The organism is Nocardia asteroides (genome assembly GCF_021183625.1).
In the GTDB taxonomy this organism is placed as follows: domain Bacteria; phylum Actinomycetota; class Actinomycetes; order Mycobacteriales; family Mycobacteriaceae; genus Nocardia; species Nocardia asteroides_A.
Genome location: NZ_CP089214.1, coordinates 4,752,765 through 4,775,519 on the forward strand (window position 1 = coordinate 4,752,765; position 22,755 = coordinate 4,775,519).

The 22,755-nt window shown below is 69.9% G+C and carries 18 protein-coding genes and 2 CRISPR repeat arrays (1 of these 20 cut by a window edge); of the genes, 14 read left to right on the forward strand and 4 right to left on the reverse strand.

Annotation, left to right across the window (positions count from 1 at the left end):
- Window positions 1-524: a CRISPR direct-repeat array (repeat unit 29 nt; unit sequence GTGCTCCCCGCGCACGCGGGGATGAGCCC) (it extends 1,031 nt beyond the left edge of the window).
- Window positions 525-1,274: 750 nt separating this feature from the next.
- From cas3 to cas2e, 8 genes are read left to right on the forward strand one after another with little or no spacing between them, the layout of a single operon-like run.
- Window positions 1,275-4,025, forward strand: a complete 2,751-nt coding sequence (cas3, locus tag LTT61_RS22310; RefSeq protein WP_233016009.1) for a CRISPR-associated helicase Cas3' — start codon at window positions 1,275-1,277, stop codon at window positions 4,023-4,025.
- The gene (gene casA, locus LTT61_RS22315) at window positions 4,022-5,677 is read left to right on the forward strand and encodes a type I-E CRISPR-associated protein Cse1/CasA (protein ID WP_233016010.1); all 1,656 of its coding nucleotides are present in this window, start codon (window positions 4,022-4,024) and stop codon (window positions 5,675-5,677) included. The genes cas3 and casA overlap by 4 nt, the downstream gene beginning before the upstream one ends.
- Window positions 5,649-6,296: a type I-E CRISPR-associated protein Cse2/CasB gene (gene casB / locus LTT61_RS22320; protein ID WP_233016011.1), complete on the forward strand. Its 648-nt coding sequence runs from the start codon at window positions 5,649-5,651 to the stop codon at window positions 6,294-6,296. The genes casA and casB overlap by 29 nt, the downstream gene beginning before the upstream one ends.
- Complete coding sequence (cas7e, locus tag LTT61_RS22325; RefSeq protein WP_233016012.1) at window positions 6,293-7,414, forward strand: type I-E CRISPR-associated protein Cas7/Cse4/CasC; 1,122 nt, start codon at window positions 6,293-6,295, stop codon at window positions 7,412-7,414. Before casB ends, cas7e begins: the two co-directional genes overlap by 4 nt.
- A complete protein-coding gene (cas5e, locus tag LTT61_RS22330; protein ID WP_233016013.1) occupies window positions 7,411-8,118 on the forward strand; it encodes a type I-E CRISPR-associated protein Cas5/CasD in 708 nt (235 codons plus the stop codon). The genes cas7e and cas5e overlap by 4 nt, the downstream gene beginning before the upstream one ends.
- A 2-nt stretch (window positions 8,119-8,120) precedes the next feature.
- Entirely contained in the window at window positions 8,121-8,780 is a 660-nt protein-coding gene (gene cas6e / locus LTT61_RS22335; protein WP_233016014.1) for a type I-E CRISPR-associated protein Cas6/Cse3/CasE, read from the forward strand.
- Window positions 8,777-9,760: a type I-E CRISPR-associated endonuclease Cas1e gene (gene cas1e, locus LTT61_RS22340; RefSeq protein ID WP_233016015.1), complete on the forward strand. Its 984-nt coding sequence runs from the start codon at window positions 8,777-8,779 to the stop codon at window positions 9,758-9,760. Before cas6e ends, cas1e begins: the two co-directional genes overlap by 4 nt.
- The gene (cas2e, locus tag LTT61_RS22345; protein WP_233016016.1) at window positions 9,754-10,125 is read left to right on the forward strand and encodes a type I-E CRISPR-associated endoribonuclease Cas2e; all 372 of its coding nucleotides are present in this window, start codon (window positions 9,754-9,756) and stop codon (window positions 10,123-10,125) included. Before cas1e ends, cas2e begins: the two co-directional genes overlap by 7 nt.
- A gap of 283 nt (window positions 10,126-10,408) precedes the next feature.
- On the opposite strand, the gene LTT61_RS22350 is transcribed toward cas2e, so the two are convergent.
- Together LTT61_RS22350 and LTT61_RS22355 are read right to left on the reverse strand one after the other, a co-directional pair.
- The gene (locus tag LTT61_RS22350; protein WP_233016017.1) at window positions 10,409-12,145 is read right to left on the reverse strand and encodes an ABC transporter ATP-binding protein; all 1,737 of its coding nucleotides are present in this window, start codon (window positions 12,143-12,145) and stop codon (window positions 10,409-10,411) included.
- Window positions 12,142-13,992, reverse strand: coding sequence for an ABC transporter ATP-binding protein (locus LTT61_RS22355; protein WP_233016018.1), 1,851 nt, complete (start codon window positions 13,990-13,992; stop codon window positions 12,142-12,144). Before LTT61_RS22355 ends, LTT61_RS22350 begins: the two co-directional genes overlap by 4 nt.
- Before the next feature lie 148 nt (window positions 13,993-14,140).
- On the opposite strand from LTT61_RS22355, the gene LTT61_RS22360 reads away from it, so the two are divergent.
- Genes LTT61_RS22360 through LTT61_RS22370 form a run of 3 tightly spaced genes read left to right on the forward strand, consistent with a single transcriptional unit; the run spans window position 14,141 to window position 16,365 of the window.
- On the forward strand, window positions 14,141-14,569 hold the full coding sequence (locus tag LTT61_RS22360) for a TIGR03667 family PPOX class F420-dependent oxidoreductase (protein WP_233016019.1): 429 nt from the start codon (window positions 14,141-14,143) through the stop codon (window positions 14,567-14,569).
- An 18-nt stretch (window positions 14,570-14,587) separates the two neighbouring features.
- Window positions 14,588-15,520 (forward strand): RluA family pseudouridine synthase, encoded by a 933-nt coding sequence (locus tag LTT61_RS22365; RefSeq protein ID WP_233016020.1) that lies wholly within the window; start codon window positions 14,588-14,590, stop codon window positions 15,518-15,520.
- A 29-nt stretch (window positions 15,521-15,549) separates the two neighbouring features.
- Window positions 15,550-16,365: a CPBP family intramembrane glutamic endopeptidase gene (locus LTT61_RS22370; protein WP_420094682.1), complete on the forward strand. Its 816-nt coding sequence runs from the start codon at window positions 15,550-15,552 to the stop codon at window positions 16,363-16,365.
- A gap of 59 nt (window positions 16,366-16,424) precedes the next feature.
- A CRISPR array of direct repeats spans window positions 16,425-17,858; the repeat unit is 29 nt; unit sequence GTGCTCCCCGCGCATGCGGGGATGAGCCC.
- Window positions 17,859-18,174: 316 nt separating this feature from the next.
- On the opposite strand, the gene LTT61_RS22375 is transcribed toward LTT61_RS22370, so the two are convergent.
- Complete coding sequence (locus LTT61_RS22375) at window positions 18,175-19,521, reverse strand: alpha/beta hydrolase family protein (protein WP_233016021.1); 1,347 nt, start codon at window positions 19,519-19,521, stop codon at window positions 18,175-18,177.
- 195 nt (window positions 19,522-19,716) lie between these two features.
- Between LTT61_RS22375 and LTT61_RS32690 the strand changes: the two genes are divergently transcribed.
- Window positions 19,717-19,842 carry a hypothetical protein gene (locus tag LTT61_RS32690; protein ID WP_269821783.1) on the forward strand — a complete coding sequence of 42 codons (126 nt, stop codon included), beginning with the start codon at window positions 19,717-19,719 and terminating at the stop codon, window positions 19,840-19,842.
- A 39-nt stretch (window positions 19,843-19,881) separates the two neighbouring features.
- On the opposite strand, the gene LTT61_RS22380 is transcribed toward LTT61_RS32690, so the two are convergent.
- A complete protein-coding gene (locus LTT61_RS22380; RefSeq protein WP_233016022.1) occupies window positions 19,882-20,337 on the reverse strand; it encodes a hypothetical protein in 456 nt (151 codons plus the stop codon).
- 137 nt (window positions 20,338-20,474) lie between these two features.
- Here LTT61_RS22380 and LTT61_RS22385 point away from each other — a divergent pair, with 137 nt between their 5' ends.
- Window positions 20,475-21,758, forward strand: a complete 1,284-nt coding sequence (locus tag LTT61_RS22385; protein ID WP_233016023.1) for a SidA/IucD/PvdA family monooxygenase — start codon at window positions 20,475-20,477, stop codon at window positions 21,756-21,758.
- 42 nt (window positions 21,759-21,800) lie between these two features.
- On the forward strand, window positions 21,801-22,742 hold the full coding sequence (locus tag LTT61_RS22390; RefSeq protein ID WP_233016024.1) for a methionyl-tRNA formyltransferase: 942 nt from the start codon (window positions 21,801-21,803) through the stop codon (window positions 22,740-22,742).
- Window positions 22,743-22,755: the final 13 nt, after the last annotated feature.

Below are 22,755 nucleotides of genomic sequence, written 5' to 3' on the forward strand. Positions count from 1 at the left end.
CAGCTCGTGCTCCCCGCGCACGCGGGGATGAGCCCCCGGCTGCCTTGGTGGCGCACCTGGTCACCGGGTGCTCCCCGCGCACGCGGGGATGAGCCCCGGGCCGCCGGCCGCGCGATCAAGTACCTGACGTGCTCCCCGCGCACGCGGGGATGAGCCCGCCGTGTCCCCCTCGGTCGGTACCTGGATCGGGTGCTCCCCGCGCACGCGGGGATGAGCCCAGCCCACCCCACGAGCCCGCGGCGAACGGGTCGTGCTCCCCGCGCAGGCGGGGATGAGCCCATCTCCTGCGCCTGCACGGCGGTGCCGACGGTGTGCTCCCCGCGCACGCGGGGATGAGCCCTCCTGGTGGGTCTCGAGGAACGAGTCCTTGTCGTGCTCCCCGCGCACGCGGGGATGAGCCCGCGGCGCTGCGGCACCGGCCCGGCGCGCTGGAGTGCTCCCCGCGCACGCGGGGATGAACCCGGCTGGCTGGTCTCGCTCAACGGCAAGCTCACGTGCTCCCCGCGCACGCGGGGATGAGCCCAGGGCCTTGGCTTCGGGATCCCGGACCCCGACGTGCTCCCCGCGCACGCGGGGGATGAGCCCCGGGATCGCTCGCCCGGCAATGGCGGCGGCGTGTGCTCCCCGCGCACGCGGGGATGAGCCCAGGTCGGCGAGGCGGGCGTGGGGGCTGGTGGCGTGCTCCCCGCGCACGCGGGGATGAGCCCTCCGGCGGCAATGAGGCCGTGGGCCTGCTGCAGTGCTCCCCGCGCACGCGGGGATGAGCCCTGCCGCAAGGTGCCCAAGCCCGACGACAAGTCGTGCTCCCCGCGCCTGCGGGGATGAGCCCTTGTGCGGGAACTGGGAGTCTTCGGCTTTCGCGTGCTCCCCCGTGCCTGCGGGGATGAGCCCGAGTAGATCCTGAAGGTCTACAACGGCGACGTATGCTCCCTGCGACTGCGGGGCAAAGCCCGGGCTAGACAAGCATCGCTGCGGTCCGGGTCAGGTGGCTTCTCCGCCCGTGGGACGACAGCTCGCGCGCGACGCTGCACCGGATCGCACTATCGCACGGGGCCGACAGCTCGCATGGTTTGCGTATCAACAACGGTCGTGTCGCAGCGCGTGCCAACATCTCTGCGATATCGGACATTTCGCACCTCGGGAAGCGGTCATTCGATGGACAGCCGTGATCCGTGGCGATTGCTACTCTCACCGCTGCAGAGCACCGCGAATCGCTGGTCTCCGCACTTGTCGGTGGTGGGCTTTATCGTCGCGACCATCCGAAGGGGGGATAGATGCTGAGCAGCGCAACGATGTCGGCGTGGGCGAAGACCGACCGTGACGGCGGTCGGCTGTCGCTCGTCCGTCATCTCGCAGACTCCGCCGAGGTTGCGAAGCTCGTATGGGACGAATGGCTACCTCCACATACCCGCCGTGCGATGTCCGCGAATCTCGGTGACGAGGAGGGCCGCGCCGTCCTGTGCTGGCTCGCGGCCGTGCACGATCTCGGCAAGCTGACCCCCGCCTTCGCGTGCCAGGTGCGCGATCTGGCCGAGACCATGGCGGATCGCGGTCTGAAGTTCCCAGCTGCTCTCAGCAATCGAAAAGCGTTGCCGCACGGTCTCGCCGGGCAGGTAGCAATCACAGCGGTGTTGGTCGAGCGGGGTTGGACGAAAGCAGCAGCCGATTCGTTCGGCGTGGTGGTCGGCAGCCACCACGGTGTCCCGCCGACCGAGCGGGAGGCAGACAGCGGCGCGAACCAAATCGACCTGCTCGGCCGCGCCGAGTGGGACAAGTCGCGGCGCGAACTGCTGGACTTCGTGACCGAGCGGACGGCGGGCTGGGACCGGGTGGACCGGTGGCGGCACTCCCCGCTGTCGCTGACCCAGCAGGCGCTGTTCACCGCGGCCGTGATCGTCGCGGACTGGATCGCAAGTAACCAGGACCTCTTCCCGCTGGACGAAGCGCGGGCTTCGAGCACCGCGGCCCCGCTGGCCTGGCAGGTGCTCGGTCTGCCGCCGCCGTGGTTACCGCAGCCGGTGCCGTTGCAAAACATTTCGGAAGTTCAGCGTTTCGTTCGAAGCAGGTTCGGGTGGCCCGAGTCGGTGCAGGCGCGACCGCTGCAAGCGGAGTGCGTGCGGCTCGCGGCCGCGCTGCCTGAGCCGGGGCTGATGGTGGTCGAGGCGCCCATGGGGGAGGGGAAGACGGAGGCGGCGCTGGCCGCGGCAGAGCTGCTCGCGCAGCGGTTCGGATTCGGGGGAGTGTTCGTGGCGCTGCCGACGATGGCGACCTCGGACGCAATGTTCGGTCGCGTCCACCGCTGGGTGGAGAATTTGCCCGATACCCCATCCACAATGTTCCTGGCGCACGGCCGCGCGGCCCTGAACAAGGACTTCGCCGAGTTGCGCAGTGCGGGATTCGATTCCATCGGTGTCGACTGCGTCGACAGCGGGGTCACCGCCCACGCCTGGTACGTGGGTAAGAAGGGACCGCTCGCCGATATCGTCGTCGGGACCATTGATCAGGTGTTGCGCGCCGCACTGAAGACGCGGCACGTCATGCTTCGCCACCTCGGGCTCGCGAACAAGGTCGTCATCGTCGACGAGGTGCACGCGGCCGACAGCTATATGTCGACCTACCTGTGCCGGGCACTGGAGTGGCTGGGTGCGTACCGGGTCCCGGTCATCCTGCTTTCCGCGACACTGCCGCCCGCCCAGCGCGATCTGCTGGTGCGTGCCTACCAGCGCGGTCGGGGAGATGTCGAGTGCGCGATCGAGGCCGAAGCCGGCTACCCGGCGGTCACGGTATGGCCGCATTCCGAACTCGGTGGCCCTGTCGCCGCCTCCGGTCGATCGATCGCCGGCATCGCGATCGAGCCGATCGAGGACGACGCGAGCGGGCTTGCCAACCGGCTCCGCGCCGAGCTGGCCGCCGGTGGCGTCGCCGGAGTCGTGTGCAACACGGTGGCGCGGGCGCAGGAGACCTATACCGCCCTGGTGGACGGCGGATTCGAGGAGGCGGAGGTGCTGCTGGTGCACTCCCGCTTCGTCGCGGGGCACCGCGCCGAGCTGGAGGAAAAGTTGCGGGCGGCGCTTGGGCCGGCGGGCGGCGGTGCGCGGCGACCGGCCCGGTTCGTCGTGGTCGGTACCCAGGTGATCGAGCAGTCGCTCGACATCGACGTCGACCTGCTGGTGACCGACCTGGCACCGGTCGACCTGATGTTGCAGCGGATCGGGCGGCTGCACCGCCATCGCCGCGACGGTCGGCCGACCGCGGTCGCGCGGCCGCGCTGTCTGGTTCGCGGCGCGGACTGGAACGCCGTCCCGCCCGAGCCGGTGCGCGGTTCGGAGGCCGTCTACGGACTGTCCCGGCTGCTGCGGGCTGCCCTGGTGCTGAGCCTGTCGACGGGCCGCTCCGTCACGGTGCCCGATGACGTGCCCGGTCTGGTCGCCGCAGCGTACGACGAGAAGGTCGATCCCCCGATCGAATGGTCTGACACGATCCGCTCGGCGGACGAGGCTTGGGCCGATCACACCGCGAAACAGCAGCGGAAGGCACGTGACTACCTGCTCCCGGGACCGGCGAGCGAGAACCCCACTGTGGCCGGGTGGCTCGCGCACGCCATCCCCGACGACGCCGAGGGCGTCGGCGGTCAGGCACAGGTCCGGGACGCCGAGGACAGCCTGGAGGCGATCGTTGTGCAGCGCTGCGGCTCGGCGGTATGTGCCCTCGAACAGGTTCCCAAGATCGGTGGCACCCCCGTGCCGACCGAGACCGAACCACCGTCATGGCTGGCGAAGAAGCTCGCCGCCTCCACGATCCGGCTCCCCGCCTACCTGACCCGATACGGACGGAAGGAGCGAATGATCCGCGCACTCGAGGACACCTGGTATCCGGGCTGGCAGCGGAGTCACTGGCTGGCCGGCGAGCTGGTGCTGGAACTCGACGCGGACGGCGTGGCGAACCTGGTCGGGTACGACCTGCGCTACGACCCGCTGCTCGGACTGCTCGCCGTCCCGGCGGCCGAGGATCGGAGTACGCCGTGACGGACGAGTACCGGTTCGACCTCCTCGATGAACCGTGGATTCTCGCCACCGACACCGCGGGCAGGCTGCGTGAGGTTTCGCTGCGACAGGTGTTCCGCGACGCCCACGAATTGAGCGCCTTGGCGGGAGAACTCCCCACCCAGGAGTTCGCGATCCTGCGACTGCTCCTGGCCATCCTGCACCGCAGCATTCACGAACGAGCCGGAACCGCTGTCGAGGTCTGGGCCGGGCTGTGGCAGGAGTGGCCTGCCGCCGAGATCGACGCCTACCTGCTCCGTTACCGGCACCGCTTCCAGCTCTTCGACGCGAACGAGCCGTTCTTGCAGGTGGCCGAGCTTCGGTCGAGTAAGGACGCAGTCAGTTCGCTCGACAAAGTGATTGCCGACATCCCCAACGGCAGCAAATACTTCACCACCCGCGCCGGGCGCGCGATCGACCGCATCGGAGCAGCCGAGGCGGCCCGCTGGCTGGTCCATGCGCATGCCTTCGATCCGTCCGGGATCAAGACCGGCGCAGCCGGCGACGACCGGGTCAAGGGCGGCCGCGGCTATCCGATCGGAATCGCGTGGGCAGGTGGGCTCGGTGGTGTCTACCTGGAAGGCAGTAACCTCCGGCAGACGCTGCTGCTCAACCTCGTCCTGACCGACCCGAGCGGGGAACGCCACCAGCAGATCGGTGTCCCGCCCTGGGAGCGCGCGGCCGATGGCCCCGCCGTCCGGAAGGACCCGGGCCCGCACGGCCCGGTCGAACTGTTGACCTGGCAGAGCCGCCGGGTGCGCCTCGTCCGGGACGGCGACGAGGTCACCGGTCTCGTGCTCTGCAACGGAGACGCGCTGGAACCGTTCAATCAGCAGCTGCTCGAGCCCATGACTGCGTGGCGCTACAGCGAGATCCAGTCGAAGAAGGCAGGCAGGGCGCGGCACTATCCGCTGCTGCACGATCCGGATCGCTCGCTCTGGCGCGGGTTGCGTTCCCTGTTGAGCGATGTAGCGAACTCGGCCCCCACCGCCGGGCGCGGAATCGCACCGGGCGTGGTCGAGTGGGCGGGGCTGTTGACGGCACGGGGCGTGATCCCGCGAACCCATCCGATTCGCCTGCACGCCACCGGGATGCACTACATCAACAATGTCTCGATCGTCGGCGACATCATCGACGATGCGATCGGGTTCTCCGCCGCGATGCTGGCCGACAACCCCGCGCTGCGGACCTGCGCGGTGAACGCCGTACAGCTCGCCGAGGACTGCGTCTACGAACTGGGACGGCTCGCGGCGAACCTGGCGATCGCGGCCGGTGGTGAGACGGACGGGCCGACCGCGCGGGCGAAGGAGCTCGGCTACTACACCCTCGAAGATCCTTACCGGCGGTGGCTGCGCGGACTCGACCCGCACGCCACCGACCTGTCGGACTCCGCCGTCGAATGGCAGCGCGTGGTCGGGCGCATCGTGCACGGCCTCGGCGATGAACTCATCACTGCGGCCGGGCAACCGGCATGGGTCGGCCGCGAAGCGAACAAGCGGTGGGTCGACTCCGGGCAGGCTGATCTCTGGTTCCGCGACAAGCTCCGCGAACTGCTGCCCGTCGCGTTCACCGCACCGGCCACCCCCGAGAAAGGAAAGGCGACCGATGACGAACGTGTCGATGTCGTTTGGTGACCGCGAGAAGTTGCTGCGCGACTACGTTTCCGGCCGGGTCTCCGTCTTGCAGAGGAGGTACCGCGAACAGGACGCCGACGCGCGGGCGGCACTGGCAGAGCTGCGCCGCGGTGTCGGCGGCGCCCCAGGAACCGATCCGCTGCTGTGGAAACTGACCGTCGACGGCTTCCCGGCCGAACTGAACGCGCCGGAAACCCTGACCCGTGCCGAACACGACGGCGCCGCGACGGTGTGGGAGCGCGCGGCCTTCGACGCGATCACGCTCTTCGCGCTGCACCAGCAGTCGCGGACCAGCGCCATGCACCGCGCGGGCATCGGGCTCGGCGCGGCCGTGCGCGTGCTCGGCACCCGCGCCGGCTCCGAGGACGCCGTGCGCGCTCGCTTCCACGCGCTGGGGACAGCACAGGATCATCCCGCGCGGCTCATCCACCTACGCGGCCTCATCACCCAGTGCCGGGCCTTCGACATCGCCCTCGACTACGGCAGACTCGCCGTCGACCTGGGCAGGCTCGACCGCAACACCTACGCCGACCGCGTACTGCTGGCCTGGGCTCGCGATCTCCATCGCCGCCCCCGCGAGGCCACCGCGGACACCCCTGAGACAGGAGAGAAGCGATGACCAGGCTCTTCATCGACATCCACGTTCTGCAGACCGTGCCGCCGAGCAATATCAACCGAGACGACACCGGGCGACCCAAGACGGCCTACTACGGCGGCGTGCAGCGCGCCCGCGTCTCCAGCCAGGCATGGAAGCGCGCGGCCCGCACCGAATTCCGCACACTGGTCGATCCAGACACGCTCGGCGTGCGGACGAAGCGCATCGTGGAACTCGTCGCCAAGCGAGTCGGTGGCGCGATCCCCGACTCCGAGGCGCGTGACACGGCCGTGGCGACGGTATTCCGGGCGGCGGGCATCGGTCTGGAGAAGCCCAAGAAGAAGAAAGAAGAGGAACTCGACCCGACCGAGCAGTCGAAGTACCTGCTTTTCCTCAGCGCGACTCAGATCGACCGCCTCGCCGAACTCGCGATCGCCGCGCACAATGGTGCCACGGTGGACAAAGCCGCGGCCAAGGCGGCCGCCAAGGGGGCCGACAGCATCGACGTCGCGCTGTTCGGGCGGATGGTCGCCGATTCTGCTGACCTCAATGTCGATGCCGCCGCCCAGGTCGCGCATGCGATCTCGGTGCACGCGGTAAATACCGAATTCGACTACTACACCGCCGTCGATGACCGCGCACCCGAGGACAATGCGGGCGCGGGCATGATCGGCACCGTCGAGTTCAGCTCCTCGACGCTCTACCGGTACGCGACCGTGAATGTCGCCGCGCTGCAGCGGAACCTCGGTGATCCGGACGCCACCGTGCTCGCCGTCGAAGCCTTCGTGAAAGCCTTCGTGCGGAGTATGCCGACCGGCAAGCAGAACACCTTCGCGAACCGCACTCTGCCCGACGCGGTGGTGCTCAGCCTGCGCACCGACCAGCCAGTCAATCTGGTCACGGCCTTCGAGGAGCCGATCGCCGCGGCCGGCGAGGCACGGGCCGCCGTGGCCGCGAAAGCACTCGTCGCCCGCTATACCGCCGTCGAGTCCGCTTACGGTGACGGCTCCACGGTCAATTACCTGGTCGCCGCCGGTGACGGTGCCGACGTGCTCGCCGAGATCGCCGCACCCGGCTCGCTCGCCGCGGCGGTGGACGGCATCACCCAGCGAGTGCGCGCCGCGCTGGCGGTGACGCCGTGACGGTGCTGCTGTTGCGGTTGGCGGCTCCCCTGCAGGCATGGGGAGTCGCGAGTCGCTTCGCGCGCCGGGAGACGCAGCAATTTCCCTCCAAGAGCGGAATTCTCGGACTCATCGCCGCCGCGCAGGGGCGGCGCCGCACCGATCCCATCGAGGAGGCACTGCAGGGGCTCGGCTTCGGCGTGCGGGTCGACCAGCCGGGGCGATTGATCCGCGATTTCCAGGTGGCGCTCAGTCTGGACAAGAAGCAGTCGTTTCCGCTGTCACAGCGCTACTACCTCGCGGATGCGGCGTTCCTCGCGGTGATCCACGGTGAGCGCGAGCTCATCATCGGTATTAGAGACGCGCTGCGCCGTCCTGAGTTTCCGTTGTACCTGGGGCGTCGATCCTGCCCTGTCGCCGAGCCGCTCGTCATCGGTGAGCCGACCGAGCAGCAGCTCGCCGACGCGCTGCGGGGTACGGAATGGCAAGCGGCTAAATGGTATCGGGGAAGGCAACCGGACCGGCTCCGGTTGCCGATCTATCGCGATCTGTTGCCGGGTGATCCGGAAGGACAATTGCGTGAGCGGGTGCGCGACATGCCGCTCAGTTTCGATCCCGAGCGTCGCGAATACGGCTGGCGCACCGTGGTGGAGGATCACGTCGATATCGACAATCCGCTGGGGCGAGCCGGGCACTCCCCGATGGCCGCCCTGGGAGGTGAGTAGCGATGTTCCTGTCTCGTGTGCCGCTCAACGGCGCCCGCACCGGTGCCCGCCGAATATTCGAATCGCCCCAGGTGGCGCATGCCGCGGTCCTCGCTGCGTTCCCGCCGCAGCCCGACTCCGGCGCCGGCCGGGTGCTGTGGCGGATCGACCGTCGCGACCATCAGGTCGACCTCTACGTGGTGAGCCCGGCGGAACCGGACTTCACCCATATCGTGGAACAGGCCGGATGGCCGACCACGACGGCGTGGACCACACGCAAGTACACGCCGCTGCTCGATCGACTCGAGGCCGGCCAGCGATGGCACTTCCGGCTCACCGCCAACCCCATTCGCGCCGCACTCGATCGCAGCGTGGACGCTCCGCTGGAGCGCGGCAAGCCGACCGGCCTCACTCATACCGATCAGATTCACTGGCTGCAGAAACGGGCCGCACCGAACGGATTCACGCTCGGGGCGAGCGATAGTGCACTCGATGTCGTGGTTTCCGATCGGAAGACGGTGCGATTCCGGCGCCGGGCGGCCACGGTCACCGTCTCGACCGCGACCTACGAGGGCACGCTCGCCGTGGTCGACGCTGATCGGCTCAGGTATGCCCTGACCAGCGGAATCGGCCGCGCCAAAGCTTATGGCTGCGGCCTGCTCACTCTCGCCCCCACTCAGTGAACGACCAGCCCTCCGCTCGGTCGATCGGGATCGGCGAGCTGGTTCGTGCCAAAGACCGGCTCTCGTTCCTGTATCTGGAGCGGGCGACCGTCCATCGGGACGGCAATGCCATCACGTCCACCGACGAGAACGGCGTCGTGCATATTCCCGCGGCGACCATCGGTGCGCTGCTGCTCGGCCCGGGCACGCGCGTCACCCATCAGGCGATGCTGCTGCTCGCCGAGAGCGGGTCGACCGCGGTATGGGTGGGTGAGCGCGGCGTGCGGTACTACGCGCACGGGCGATCGCTGGCGCGGAGTTCCCGGCTGCTCGAGGCGCAGGCGGTCGCGGTCACCAATCAGGCCCAGCGGCTTCGGGTAGCGCGCCGCATGTACGAGATGCGTTTCCCGGGCGAAGACGTCAGCGCGTTGACCATGCAGCAGTTGCGCGGGCGCGAGGGCGCGCGCGTGCGGCGCTTGTACCGGGACCACGCGGAACGCACCGGAATCGCCTGGAGCCGACGCGACTACAACCCCGACGACTTCGGCGCGAGCGACGACATCAATCGCGCGCTTTCGGCCGCGACCACCTGCCTCTACGGCATCGTGCACGCGGTTGTCGTCGCGCTCGGCTGCGCGCCCGGACTCGGTTTCGTGCACACCGGCCACGAACGGTCCTTCGTCTTCGACCTCGCCGATCTCTACAAGGCCGACTTCGCCATCCCACCCGCCTTCGAAGCCGCCGCGTCCGGCGCCGACGACATCCCCGCCACCACCCGCCGCGCCGTCCGGGAGGCGGTGCACACCGGACATCTGCTCGAGCGCTGCTGCACCGACATCTATGCCCTGCTGCTCCCGGAAGAGCCCGACGGTGCGGCCGAGTGGGATACCGACATCGTCGAGCTGTGGGACCGCGGGGGCAATGTCGCGGCGGGCACCTCCTACTCGGACTCTGGCTCGGATTCGGACTCTGGCTCGGACGAGGCTGAAGTTCCGTGGTAGTGCTGGTGTTGACGGCCTGTCCAGCGGGCCTGCGCGGGCACCTCACCCGCTGGTTCCTGGAAATCAGCCCCGGAGTGTTCGTCGGTGTCGTCTCCGCGCGGGTCCGGGAGCTGGCCTGGGAACGCGCCGTCGAGCTGGCGCGGGACGGGCGCGCCATCATGATTCACAGCACTCGCGGCGAGCAGCGGCTCGCTTTCAAGGTGCATCGGCATGATTGGGAACCTGTCGATATCGATGGACTTCAGCTCATGCGACGGCCGCACACCGCCGATGCGAGGGCGGGGAAGGCGCGGGCCGGCTGGAGCAAGGCGAGCCGCTATGGACGTGCGGCGAAGCGCCGTAAGCCGTCGACTACCGACGAATAGGTGCGTGGCCATAGTGAAGTCCCTTGGCACCTGGTGGGATTTGCATTGACGGCATGACCGCATCGGTGTGTGAGAGCATCGCCGTGCCCGGACATGGGTGCACGCGTGCGGCTCATCCCCGTGTGCGCGGGGAGCACACTTACTGACCTGCGCTTACTTTGGCAGAGGCCGTTGCTCATTCACTTTCAATCCGCGACTCTCCCAACCTCCGATCGCTAACGCTCTACCACCCCGACGGTAGCGAAACTCGCGGGGAGCAAGATCCGAATCGAGCCGACACCCGTCAAACTCCCGCTCGCTCCAACCGCCACCCGCTCGCCCGCGACCGCTCCCCCCAGAAAGCCGCGTATCGCCCACCGAGTTGCAACAACTCACTGTGCGTCCCCCGCTCGACAATCGCCCCGCCCTCGACGAACAGGATCTGATCCGCGTGCGCGATCGTCGACAGCCGATGCGCGACCACGATCACCGTCTTCCCCTGGGTCAGCTCGTGCACCCCGCGCACCACGACCGCCTCACTGTGCGGATCGAGCGCACTCGTCGCCTCGTCCAGCAGCACGATCGGCGCCTCCTTGAGCAGCGCCCGCGCGATCGAAACCCGCTGCCGCTCACCGCCGGAGAGCGAAGCACCGCCTTCACCGACCCTGGTATCCCACCCGTCCGGCAGCCGCGCGGCGATCTCGTCGACGCGAGCCGCCTCGCCGACCCGGCGCACCTCCTCGTCGGTGGCGTCCGGCTTGCCGATCCGGATGTTCTCGGTGACCGAGCGGTCGAACAGGTAGACATTCTGGAAGACCAGCGCGAGCTGGTCGAACAGCGTCTGCGACGGCTGCTCCCGCACATCGTGCCCGCCGATGGCCACCCGCCCGGAATCCACGTCGTAGTAGCGGGCGGCGAGCCGCAGCAGCGTCGTCTTGCCGGAGCCGCTCGGCCCGACGATCGCGGTGGTCGTGCCCGCGGGCACGGTGAAGGACACCCCGGAGATCACCCGCTCGCCCGCGCGGTAGCCGAAGCTGACGTCATCGAAGCGCACCTCGGGCGCACCGGGGGTGACCTCGGCCGCGGCCTCCGGCAGCACCGGCTCGGCGAGCAGCTCGGTGACCCGGTCGAGGGAGTTGCGGGCGGTGCGCAGCCCGTTTCCGATCTGCGCGGCCTGGGTGAGCGGCTCCACGAACCGCGCGCTCACCGCGATCAGCGCGATGGCGACGGCGGCCGAGACAGAACCGCCGGTGACCAACGTGATCACCACGTACACCAGGACCAGGAACACCGCCTGAACGAACAGCTCGAACACGATGAGGCCGGGCACCGAGGTGAACACCGTCCGGGTGGTCTCCGAGCGCTGCCGATGCAGCGCGCCGTCCAGCGCCTTGTTTCCGCTGCCGACCGCGCCGAAGGCCCGCAGCACCGGCTGCGCCTGCGCGAACTCGACCACCCGCGCGTCGGCCTCGGCCGCGGCCGCGTGCACCCGCTTCTCGGAGGTGGAGTAGGCCCGGCTGGCCATTATGTTCACCGCGTACAGCACCGGCGCGGCCACCAGCATGGTGAGCGAGATCCGCCAGTCCACGAACAGCATGCCGACGGCGACGGTGACCGGCACGATCACCGCGGTCAGTATCTTGGCGACCAGGTAGGCGAGCGCCCGCTGCACCTCGAGCACGTTCTCCGTGGCGAGCCGGCCGATCGGACCCGCGCCGTGCGTCTCGAACCAGCCGAGCGGCATCGCGTTCAGATGATCGCCGATGCGCAACTGCAGGTCGCGCTGCATGCCGAGCGCGATGCGCAGCGCGATGGTGGTCTGCAGGTAGCTGAAGACGGCCATCACCGCGACCGCGACCACCATGGCGATCGTCCAGGTCCAGGCGCGATCCAGGCGATCCTCGAACAGGGCCTCCAGCACGGGAACCAAGAGCAGGTAGCCGATGCCCTGCGCGACCGCCTGCGCGACGATCACCGCGAGCAGGATCGGCAGCCTGCCCCGGAACTGCTCGGGTACCAGCCCGAGCACCTTGGCGATCATCGGACCTCCTCGCTTTCCACCAGCGCGACCGCGCCGAGCGCGGCCTCGTTGATCTCCCAGAGTCTCTGATAGGTGCCGCCCGCCGTGCACAGCGTCTCGTGGTCGCCCTGCTCGACCAGGGTTCCGTTCTCCAGCACCAGGATCCGGTCGACGCCGGTGAGGGTGTGCAGCCGGTGCGCGATCACCAGCACGGTGCGGCCCGCGACCAGCACGGCGAGCGCGTCCTGCACCGCCGCCTCGGATTCCGGGTCGGCGAAGGCGGTGGCCTCGTCCAGGACCAGCACCGGGGTGTCGGCGAGCAGCGCCCGCGCGATGGAGAGCCGCTGCGCCTCGCCGCCGGAGAGCGTCGCGTCGACGCCGATCTCGGACTCGTAGCCGCGCGGCAGCGCGACGATCCGGTCGTGGATCCGGGCGGCGCGGGCGGCGGCCTCCAGGGCCGCGTCGTCGGCGTCCGCCCTGGCCAGCGTCAGGTTGTCGCGGATACTGCCGCGGATCAGCCGGACATCCTGCAGCACGAAACCGACGGTGCGGTACAGCTCCTCGGTGCCGTAGTCGCGGATGTCCCTGCCGCCGATGGTGATCCGCCCGCCGGTGACGTCGTAAAACCGGGGCAGCAGCTTGGCCAGCGTGGATTTGCCCGACCCGCTCGGCCCGACCAGCGCGGTGATGGTGCCGGGCGCCAGCTCCAGCTCGACCCCGCGCAGCACCGGATGGCCCTCGCGGTAACCGAAGGTGACGTCCTCGAACCGCACCCGCCCCCGATCGGCGTCGGCCACCGCGGGCACCGGATCGCCGGAGCCGGCCGCCAGCTCCGGCGTCTGCTGCAGCTCGTGCAGCCGCACCGCCGCCGCGCCGCCCTCGCGCAGCGCCTGCCCGCCGTACCCGAGCCCCATGAGCGAGCTGCCGAGACCGAGCCCGACCAGCAGGAACGGCAGCACATCCAGCGGAGCCAGCCACTCCAGCCCGACCCCCGCCAGCCCGGCGACCACGATCACCACCATGACGAAGACCGGGGCGATCACCACGTCGGTCACCGACTGCGGCCGGATCTGCGGCGTCTTGAGCCGGTCCAGCGCGGCCACCTGCTGCTCGATCGCGTCCCGGTAGGCGCTGTGCGCGCGGCCCGCCTGGCCGAAGGTCCGCACCACCTGGATGCCGTCGACGAATTCGATCGCCGCCTCCTGCACCGTCCGCGAGGTGCGGGTGTAAACGGCGAGCCGATCCCGGCCCGCCTGGTCCATCATGCGGCTGAGCCCGATGAAGTAGATGACCAGCGGAATCAGCAGCACCAGGGTGAGCCGCCAGTCCACCGTGAACAGGTAGCCGAGCGCCACCAGCGGGGCGACGACCGCGCCGACGAACTCCAGCCGCGCATGCGCGATCAGGTAGTGCAGCGCCTCGACGTCGTCCTGCAGGTACTTCTTCACCTCGCCGGAGCTGCGGTCGGAGAACCAGCCGAGCGGCACCCGGCTCAGCTTGGCGGCGAGCGCGCGGCGCACGGTCAGCTGGAAGCTCGCGTCCACCAGGTGCGACCAGGTGAGCGCGGCGGCCTGCAGCAGGCCGCGGGCGACGAGCACCGCGATGGCGATCCAGACCAGCCGCCAGACCCGGTCGGTGTCGGTCTGCGCCGCGAGCAGCTCCCGGCTGGCCTCGACGATGAGGATGAACGGCACCACCGTGCCCAGCGAGGCGACCGCGACCACCAGGCTCGCGAGGGTCAGCGTGCGCTGCACCGGGGCGAGGATCTCGCGCCGCGCCAGCGCCTCCTGCTGCTTGCGTTCCTTCAGCACCGCCTTCGGCGGCCGGTTCCCCGGCTCCGCCGTCGGCGGCGCGGTCTGCACCGTCATGCGCCTCGCCTCTCGCCCGTGGTCGTCACGCAGCGGGAGTCCCCCCGCCTCGGAGATAGGTTAGGCTAAGTTTTGCCATCGCGGTTGATTGGTTCGAAGTTGTCCGAATAGTCGGAATCCTCGGTGGCGCAGCGCTGTTGTGACGGAGATGACCTCCTCCGTCGTCGATCCCGACACCGAGTTCGGCGCCCACGTCGCCGAACGCCTCGACTCCGATCAGATCGCCTGGCTCACCACCGTCGGCCCGAGCGGCACCCCGCAGCCGAACCCCGTGTGGTTCCTCTGGTCCGACGGCACCCTGCTGATCTTCAGCAGGCCGGACCAGGCCAAGATTCGCAATATCCGACGCAACCCACGGATCTCGGTGCACCTCAACAGCACCGAGACCGGCGGCGACGTCGTGGTGTTCACCGGCACCGCGCATATCGAGGAGGTGCCGCCCGGCGACGCCGAGACCGGCGCCCTGCTCGCCAAGTACGCGGAAGGGCTCGAGAGCCTGAACCTCACCGGCGCGGAGTTCACCGCGACCTACTCCGCCGCGATCCGCATCGTCCCGGACCGGTTGCGCGGGTTCTGACCGGCTAGGGTCGGGCCGGTGCGACGCCGTCAGCGGCCGCCGCTGCCCAAGCGGCACGGGCTCGACCCGGCTCGATTGCGGCTGCCCGAGGAGGGCGCGTGGGGTTCGCTGCGCGATCACCTCGTGGAGCGGCTGCCCCGGGTGCCCGCCGCGCGGATCGACGAGATGCTGGCGGCGGGGGCGATCGTCGATCTGGACGGTCCGCTGTCGCCGGATGCGCCGTACGTGCCCGGCGGGGCCGTGTGGTTCCACCGGGATCTGCCGGTCGAGGCACCGGTGCCGTTCGACATCACCGTGGTGCACCGGGACGACGACATCCTGGTGGTGGACAAGCCGCATTTCCTCGCGACCATTCCGCGTGGGCGGCACATCCTGGAGACCGCCCTGGTCCGATTGCGCCGCGACCTCGACCTGCCCGAGTTGATTCCCGCGCACCGGCTGGATCGGGCCACCGCCGGGCTCGTGCTGTTCGTGGTGAACCCGGCCCGGCGCGGGGCCTACCAGACCCTTTTCCATCGTCGCGAGGTTTCCAAGGAGTACGAGGCCATCGCGCGGTACGACCCGGAGCTGGCGCTGCCGCGCACGGTGACCAGCCGGATCGTCAAGGAGAAGCACATCCTGCCCGCGTTCGAGGTGCCCGGGGAGCCGAACTCGCTGACCGAGGTGGAGTTGCTCGAGCAGCGCGATGGACTCGGCCGCTATCGGCTGCGGCCGCACACCGGGCGGACCCACCAGTTGCGGCTGCATATGAACAGCCTCGGGGTGCCGATTCTCGGTGACGATTTCTATCCGGAAGTCACCGACAAGCCGATCGACGACTTCACCCGGCCGCTGCAACTGCTCGCCGCGCGGCTGGGGTTCACCGATCCGCTCAGCGGGGTGCAGCGGGAATTTCGGACTACCCGGCGGTTGCGGGCATGGGACGATCCGGTCGGCTGGGCCGAGAATTAGAACCGGTTCAGCGGGGTAAGCGCTGATCGATGGCTCTTTCCTCGCACTCAGGCAGCATCCGTACACTTGGCCCGGTGCGTGAACCGGATCTGGGCGTCAGTGGCCCCGCGGCCCCTTCTGTCCCCGACTCGGAGCCGCGGCATCGCGTGCACGCCTACCTTGATGTAGCTGTCGTTGTCGTCGTGCTCGCCTGCACGAATCTCATCGCCCACTTCACCACCGCCTGGGCCAATGTGGTCAGCGTCCCGGTGGCGGCCGTCGTCCTGCTAGCGCTCATGCGGCGCCGCGGGCTCGGATGGCACGAGCTCGGGCTCTCGCCTCGGCACTGGCGGCGCGGCACGCTGTACTCCGTTGGCGCCGTCGCCCTGGTGCTCATCGTCGTCGCCATCGGTGCCGCGCTACCCATGACCAGGCCTTTCTTCCTCGCCGACCGGTACGCCACCGTCTCCGGCGCGCTGATCGCCTCCATGATCATCATCCCGCTGCAGACCGCTATCCCGGAGGAGTTGGCGTTCCGCGGAGTCCTGCACGGCACCCTGGATCGGGTCTATGGGGTGCGCGGCGTCTTCTTCACCGGCTCGCTTCTTTTCGGGCTGTGGCACATCGCCTCCTCTTTCGGGCTGACCAGCGGCAACGCCGGGCTGGGCGCGGTGCTCGGCGGTGGGTGGGTCGGGCAGGTGCTCGGCATCGCGCTCGCGGTGCTCGCAACTGGTGCGGCGGGGGTGGTGTTCACCTGGCTGCGGCGGCGGAGTGGGAGCTTGCTCGCGCCGATCGCGCTGCATTGGTCGGTGAACGGGGCTGGGGCGCTGGCGGCGGCAGTGGTGTGGCATGCGACGGTTGGGTAGAAGGTTTGAAAGTGAATGGGTAACGGGGTTACCTGTTGCTAAGGTGCTGGTCAGGAAGTGTGCTCCCCGCGCATGCGGGGATGAGCCCTCCCCATTGTTGTTGATTCGCTGGACGCGTGCGTGCTCCCCGCGCATGCGGGGATGAGCCCACGGATTTGTCGCCGGTGCCGAGTGCTGCGGCGTGCTCCCCGCGCATGCGGGGATGAGCCCCGGGCCCGGGCGGTGGAGTCGAGGCGGGCCAGGTGCTCCCCGCGCATGCGGGGATGAGCCCGGCCTGCCCGCGGTCGACGAGCCGCTGGAGTTGTGCTCCCCGCGCATGCGGGGATGAGCCCGGAGAGGGAATAACGCCGAGCGGAAGCCTTCGGTGCTCCCCGCGCATGCGGGGATGAGCCCACGCCGTCGCGGTCGAGGTGCAGCTGCGAGCAGTGCTCCCCGCGCATGCGGGGATGAGCCCCGCGCTCAGGTCCGCGATGCCCCAGCCGTAGACGTGCTCCCCGCGCATGCGGGGATGAGCCCCTGCGGCCGGGCACCCGGTACGTGTGGTGGGAGTGCTCCCCGCGCATGCGGGGATGAGCCCTCACACGGATGGTGTTCGTGATCGGGGTGTTGGTGCTCCCCGCGCATGCGGGGATGAGCCCTCGACAACCTGCGCCGACTCGGGCTCAGATGCGTGCTCCCCGCGCATGCGGGGATGAGCCCGGGCCGGTGAGTCTCGGGACGGTGCCTAGGGCGTGCTCCCCGCGCATGCGGGGATGAGCCCGCATGTGCGAAGAATTTCCGGCCGAATCCGAGGTGCTCCCCGCGCATGCGGGGATGAGCCCGGGTCGTCCGGCAGGCTCCAGAGGTTGCCCTCGTGCTCCCCGCGCATGCGGGGATGAGCCGCTGAGCCAGAACAGGGCCTCGCTCATGTCCCCGTGCTCCCCGCGCATGCGGGGATGAGCCGCTGAGCCAGAACAGGGCCTCGCTCATGTCCCCGTGCTCCCCGCGCATGCGGGGATGAGCCGAACGCCTTGAGTCGCTCCTGTCCCTCGGTGGAGTGCTCCCCGCGCATGCGGGGATGAGCCCTCTCCGCACCCCTCGCCTACGCCGGCCCCTCCGTGCTCCCCGCGCATGCGGGGATGAGCCCTCGACGCCGCGCCGGTCGAACTGCTGCCCGCCGTGCTCCCCGCGCATGCGGGGATGAGCCGCGCCCGGCCCGCGCCCGCGCGTTGCTGACCGGGTGCTCCCCGCGCATGCGGGGATGAGCCGGGCCCGCGAATCGCCGCCTCCTACCACCTCAAGTGCTCCCCGCGCATGCGGGGATGAGCCCCCGCACCGACGGCACCTGCTACACGCAGGTCCGTGCTCCCCGCGCATGCGGGGATGAGCCCTCGGTGGCGCGGAACCCGGTTGCCGCGACGATGTGCTCCCCGCGCATGCGGGGATGAGCCGATGTCGATCGCCGCGCCGCCCATGACGAGTACGTGCTCCCCGCGCATGCGGGGATGAGCCGAACGGCGAGGCCACCGTCCCGACCCTTCAGGCGTGCTCCCCGCGCATGCGGGGGATGAGCCGCTGCCGCCCCGGGTGGAGACGGTGACCAGGCGGTGCTCCCCGCGCATGCGGGGATGAGCCGTCGAACTCGGCCGCCGGCGCCCCGTCCAGGAGTGCTCCCCGCGCATGCGGGGACGGGGTGCACCACGGATAGTGGCGTCTGAGCGCGCTCGACTGCCAGAGGCTGTTGCGCTATCGCCTTCCTCTGGGTGGATCGGTCGACCTGTGACTCCCATCGAGCAGCGCGTTGCCGCGAAAATGGAAGTGCCTTGCCTTCTACACTGCTCCACCTGAGATTCCGCCGTACTTGTTTGCGACCTCACTCACAACAATCGGTCGCTCACCCAGCGGTGGACCCACTATTGCGGTGATCAAATCGGCTGTGACCCTGCGTGTTTCGATCGCACTTCGAGTCCCGCCGAACCAGCGCCCGATGAGCGTGCGCACCGGTGGGGCGAGGAACAGCGGGGCGTCGGTGAACGCGAAGTGGTCGGTTCCGCCGACGGTGTAGTGATACCCACCGGCCCGCAACCCGTCGAGCAGCTTGCGGTTGCCCTCGACGTAGGCGGCCGAGTGCCCGGTGAGCGCCGGGTCGCTGTCGATCAGCAGGTACGGGCCGGGGAGGCGCTGTTCGGGTAGATCACCGTAGAGCGTCCCGTCGATATTGGCGGCAGCGATCACGCGCTGGTCATGGGCCAGCGCGGAGGCGGCTGCGGCGCCGCCGAAGGAGTGGCCCGCGGCGGCCACGCGGGTGGTGTCGATGCGGCCGGTGAGGACACTGTCGGCGGTACCGATCCGGTCCAGCGCGAAGGACAGATCCGCGGTGCGGACGGCCAGCTGGGCGGCCATCTCGGCATCGGAGCCCGAGTTCGGTACCCCGTGCGCGACGGTGCCGTCGGCGAGTTCGGTGACGGCGACCTCGTACGGGTGATCCACCGCGAGCACCACGAAACCGCGCGAGGCCAGCTCGGTGAGCAGCCCGGTGTAGACCGCGCGCGGCGCGCCGTAGCCGGGGGAGAAGAGGAGCACCGGCCAGCGCGGGCGATCGTCGGCGAGCGGGACGTCGGCGCCCGCGTGCGTGTCGATCAGGTGGTAGCGGGAGAGCAGCACCGACGGTATTCCGGAGACCGTGGCGGGCAGGTCGCCGTGGCCGTCGAGATAGAGGTATCGCCGTGGCACCGAGTCGAATTCGGCCGGATACCACGCCTGGACCACGACATTGCGGTGGTCACCGGAGTCGGCCGTGGCGGGCTCGGGCCGGGACTCGTCCACCCAGCGCAGTACGGTGCTGCCGACCGGATGGGCGCCGTCCGGCGCGGGCAGCCGCGGCACCGGCGGCAGCGCCCAGACCGCGGTGGCGACCGGGACCAGCACGCCGACGAGCAGCGCGGCGGGCAGGGTGCGTCGCGGGGTGCGGACGAGCAGCCAGGTAGCGACCCCGAGTAGCAGGTACGCGGGCACCCGCTGCCAGACGAAACCCTCGAAGAGCAGCTGAATTCCGGCACTCGCGAAGAGCAGGGGGAGCAGCACCGGCGCCGCCCAGCGCGCGGTGCGCGGCACGACGGCGCCGCCGACCGCGAGGAGCAGAGCACCCACCACCAGGACCGCGTCCAGCACCGACATGCCTTCAGCTTCCCGGTGGCGGCGAGATTTCGCATCGGCCGCTGGATGGCCGCGATGTACGCCGCAGGTAGGACAACCCGGTGTGCAGTTGGGAAATAAGGGGAAAAGCCGAGCAGAGATGATGTGCGGGCACCCGACCCCGCAATAGCGTCGGCTACGCGCACGCGGCACCGGGTGGGATGTCCCCGGTGCCGGGTGCGTGCGACCGACAGGGGGAACGATGGCGGGACCGGGATGATCGAGCTGGGCTGGACGATCGCCGTCGGATTGCCGCTGGTGGTGCTGATCTCGGTGATCCTGTGGCCGTCGGGACGGCCTTGACCCGGTGCCCACGGGGGGCACCGGGGCCGGATCAGGAGATCAGCAGGAGACCGAGGCGTAGTAGCCGACGGTGCAGACCGATTCGCTGGTGAGCTTCCAGGTGCCGTTCACCTGCCGCCAGGAGACCTCGATCAGCGGGAACGGGGCGTACCCGGAGACTGTTGTCTGCAGGTTGGCCGTGAGGGTGTCGCCCGCGACGGCGACCGGGCCGGTGACGTACCACGCGAAGCTGGGCACCGAGGAGATCACGCTGGTGATCTTGTCGATGGTGGCGAGGTCGGATTCGCCGCCCTCCAGCTCGGCGGCGCGGGCGCCGCGGCCCGCGCCGGGGTTCAGCACCAGCTGCAGCTTGGCCTGCAGCTCGCCGACGGACGGCGCCGCGGTGTGCACCACGGCGGGCGCGGCGGTGGCGGGGGCGGCGATCGCGACGCTGCCCCCGCCCAGTAGAGCGCCTGCGGCCAGGGCGATCGCGGTGCGGGTCCTGAGGTTGATCATGTGCGTATCCCATCGTTTCGTGCGGGGTGTGCCGTACACGTCGGCTTCGACGCGGGGGCTTGGCACCACCCAGCAATATAAGGTAAGCCTATGCAAACATGAAGGGCGACCGGTACCGCGAGAGTTGGGAGCACCCGGTGGACAGACTTCTGGTGATCGGGGCGGGGCCGAAGGCGATGGCCGTCGCGGCCAAGGCGCACGTGCTCCGGCAGCTCGGTCTGCCCGCCCCGCACGTGACGGTGGTGGAGGCGCACGCCGTCGGCGGCAACTGGCTCCCGGGCGGCGGCTGGACCGACGGCAGGCACCGGCTCGGCACCAGCCCGGAGAAGGACATCGGCTTCCCGTACCACTCCACCTTCGCCCGCGGCCACAACCGCGCCATCAACGAGGCGATGCACGGCTTCAGCTGGACCGCCTTCCTGATCGACCGCGGCGACTACGCCGAGTGGGTCGACCGCGGCAGGCCGAGCCCGCACCACTACGTCTGGGCCAAGTACCTGCAGTGGGTGGCGCGCCGCTCGGAGGTGGAGGTGGTGCTCGGCACGGTCACCGAGGTGGCGGCGGCCGCGGACGGCTGGCTGGTCACGGTGCGCGACGGCGACGGCTCGCTCGCCCAGCTGGACGCCGACGGGCTGATGATCACCGGCCCCGGCCGCAGCGGCCGCGCGCTGGCCGAGCACCCGAAGATGCTGAGCATCGCCGAGTTCTGGGAGCTGACGGGGAAGCGGGCGCTGCCGCCCTCCTCGCGGGCCGCGGTGATCGGCGGCGGCGAGACGGCCGGCTCGGCGATGGACGAGCTGGTCAGGCACGACGTGCTGACGATCTCGGTGATCTCGCCCGCGGCCACCATCTACACCCGCGGCGAGAGCTACTTCGAGAACTCGCTCTACTCCGATCCGGCCAAGTGGCGCGCGCTGAGCGTCGCCGAGCGCAGGGACGTGGTGCGCCGCACCGACCGCGGCGTCTTCTCGGTGCGGGTGCAGGAGACGCTGATCGGCGACAACCGGGTGCACCACCTGCAGGGCCGGGTGGTCCGGGTGGCCGACCACGGCGACGGCATCGCGCTCACCCTGCGCAACGACCGCCGCCCGGACCAGACGCACGCCTTCGACCTGGTGGTCGATGCCACCGGCGGGCAGCCGCTGTGGTTCACCGAGCTGTTCGATGCCGACGCGGCCGACCTGCTGGAGCTCGCCGTCGGCGGTCCGGTCACGCAACCTCGGCTGGAAGCGGCAATCGCGCACGACCTCTCGGTGAGCGGTCTCGGTGCGAAGCTGTACCTGCCGAACCTGGCGGGGCTGTCGCAGGGCCCCGGCTTCCCGAACCTCAGCTGCCTGGGCGAACTCTCGGACCGGGTGCTGGCCTCGGCCGCTTCCCGGATCTCCACTCCCGCCCGGGCTGCCGCGCGGCGTAGCGAATAGGCTAGGCTTGCCTTACTTATTGTCGATGGCGAGGTTCGGTTCATGCGTATCGTGTCGTTCGGTTTCCAGACCTGGGGCCGCCGTACTCTCCAGGCCCTGATCGATTCGGAGCACGAGGTGGTCCTCGCGGTCACCCATCCGGCGAGCGAGCACGCCTACAAGGGCATCTTCTCCGACTCGGTCGAGGAGCTGGCCCGCGAGCACGGCATCCCGGTGCACCGCACCGAGCAGGCCGACGCCGCCACCATCGACCTGGTGAAGCGGGCCGAGCCGGACGTCATCGTGGTGAACAGCTGGTACACCTGGATGCCAGCCGAGCTGTACGCGATGCCGCCGCACGGCACGCTCAACCTGCACGATTCGCTGCTGCCGAAGTTCACCGGCTTCTCCCCGGTGCTGTGGGCGCTGATCAGCGGCGAGTCCGAGTTCGGGCTGACCGTGCACCGGATGGACGAGCAGCTCGACACCGGCGACATCCTGGTGCAGCACCGGCTGCCGATCCCGCCGGGCGCCACCGGGACCGAGCTGGTCGAGGCGGGCATGGAGCTGATCCCCGGCGCGGTGCACGAGGCGCTGGACGCGCTGGCGAACGGCACCGCCGAGTGGACGCCGCAGCGCAGGGAGGAGCGCACCTACTTCCACAAGCGCGCGGAGCGGGACAGCCTGATCGACTGGAGCTGGGCGGCCGCCGATCTGGAGCGGTTCGTGCGCGCGCTCTCCGCGCCGTACCCGCGCGCCTTCGCCTACTACCGGGGCGAGCGGGTCGAGGTGCTGGCGGCGAAGGTCTCCGCGGCGCGCTACGGCGGCACCGCGGGCCGGGTCATCGTCCAGGAGGACGGCGGCGCCGTGGTCTGCGGCCCGAACCCGGTTCGCGGCACGAACCACGGATTGGTGATCACCGCCGTCCGCACCGCCGACGGCGTCGAGCACTCCGGTGCCGAATTCTTCCGCCGCGGCGGCTATCTCACCGATTCACCTGCCTGAGCGGAGCTCTGCC

Excerpts from the sequence above, each read along its gene's own strand:
- casB (WP_233016011.1), top strand. The coding sequence starts at position 5,649 with ATGACGAACGTGTCGATGTCGTTTGGTGACCGCGAGAAGTTGCTGCGC.
- LTT61_RS22380 (WP_233016022.1), bottom strand. The coding sequence starts at position 20,337 with ATGATCAACCTCAGGACCCGCACCGCGATCGCCCTGGCCGCAGGCGCT.
- LTT61_RS22390 (WP_233016024.1), top strand. The coding sequence starts at position 21,801 with ATGCGTATCGTGTCGTTCGGTTTCCAGACCTGGGGCCGCCGTACTCTC.
- LTT61_RS22350 (WP_233016017.1), bottom strand. The coding sequence starts at position 12,145 with ATGATCGCCAAGGTGCTCGGGCTGGTACCCGAGCAGTTCCGGGGCAGG.
- LTT61_RS22360 (WP_233016019.1), top strand. The coding sequence starts at position 14,141 with ATGACCTCCTCCGTCGTCGATCCCGACACCGAGTTCGGCGCCCACGTC.
- LTT61_RS22370 (WP_420094682.1), top strand. The coding sequence starts at position 15,550 with ATGGCTCTTTCCTCGCACTCAGGCAGCATCCGTACACTTGGCCCGGTG.
- cas6e (WP_233016014.1), top strand. The coding sequence starts at position 8,121 with ATGTTCCTGTCTCGTGTGCCGCTCAACGGCGCCCGCACCGGTGCCCGC.
- cas3 (WP_233016009.1), top strand. The coding sequence starts at position 1,275 with ATGCTGAGCAGCGCAACGATGTCGGCGTGGGCGAAGACCGACCGTGAC.
- cas7e (WP_233016012.1), top strand. The coding sequence starts at position 6,293 with ATGACCAGGCTCTTCATCGACATCCACGTTCTGCAGACCGTGCCGCCG.
- LTT61_RS22355 (WP_233016018.1), bottom strand. The coding sequence starts at position 13,992 with ATGACGGTGCAGACCGCGCCGCCGACGGCGGAGCCGGGGAACCGGCCG.
- LTT61_RS22375 (WP_233016021.1), bottom strand. The coding sequence starts at position 19,521 with ATGTCGGTGCTGGACGCGGTCCTGGTGGTGGGTGCTCTGCTCCTCGCG.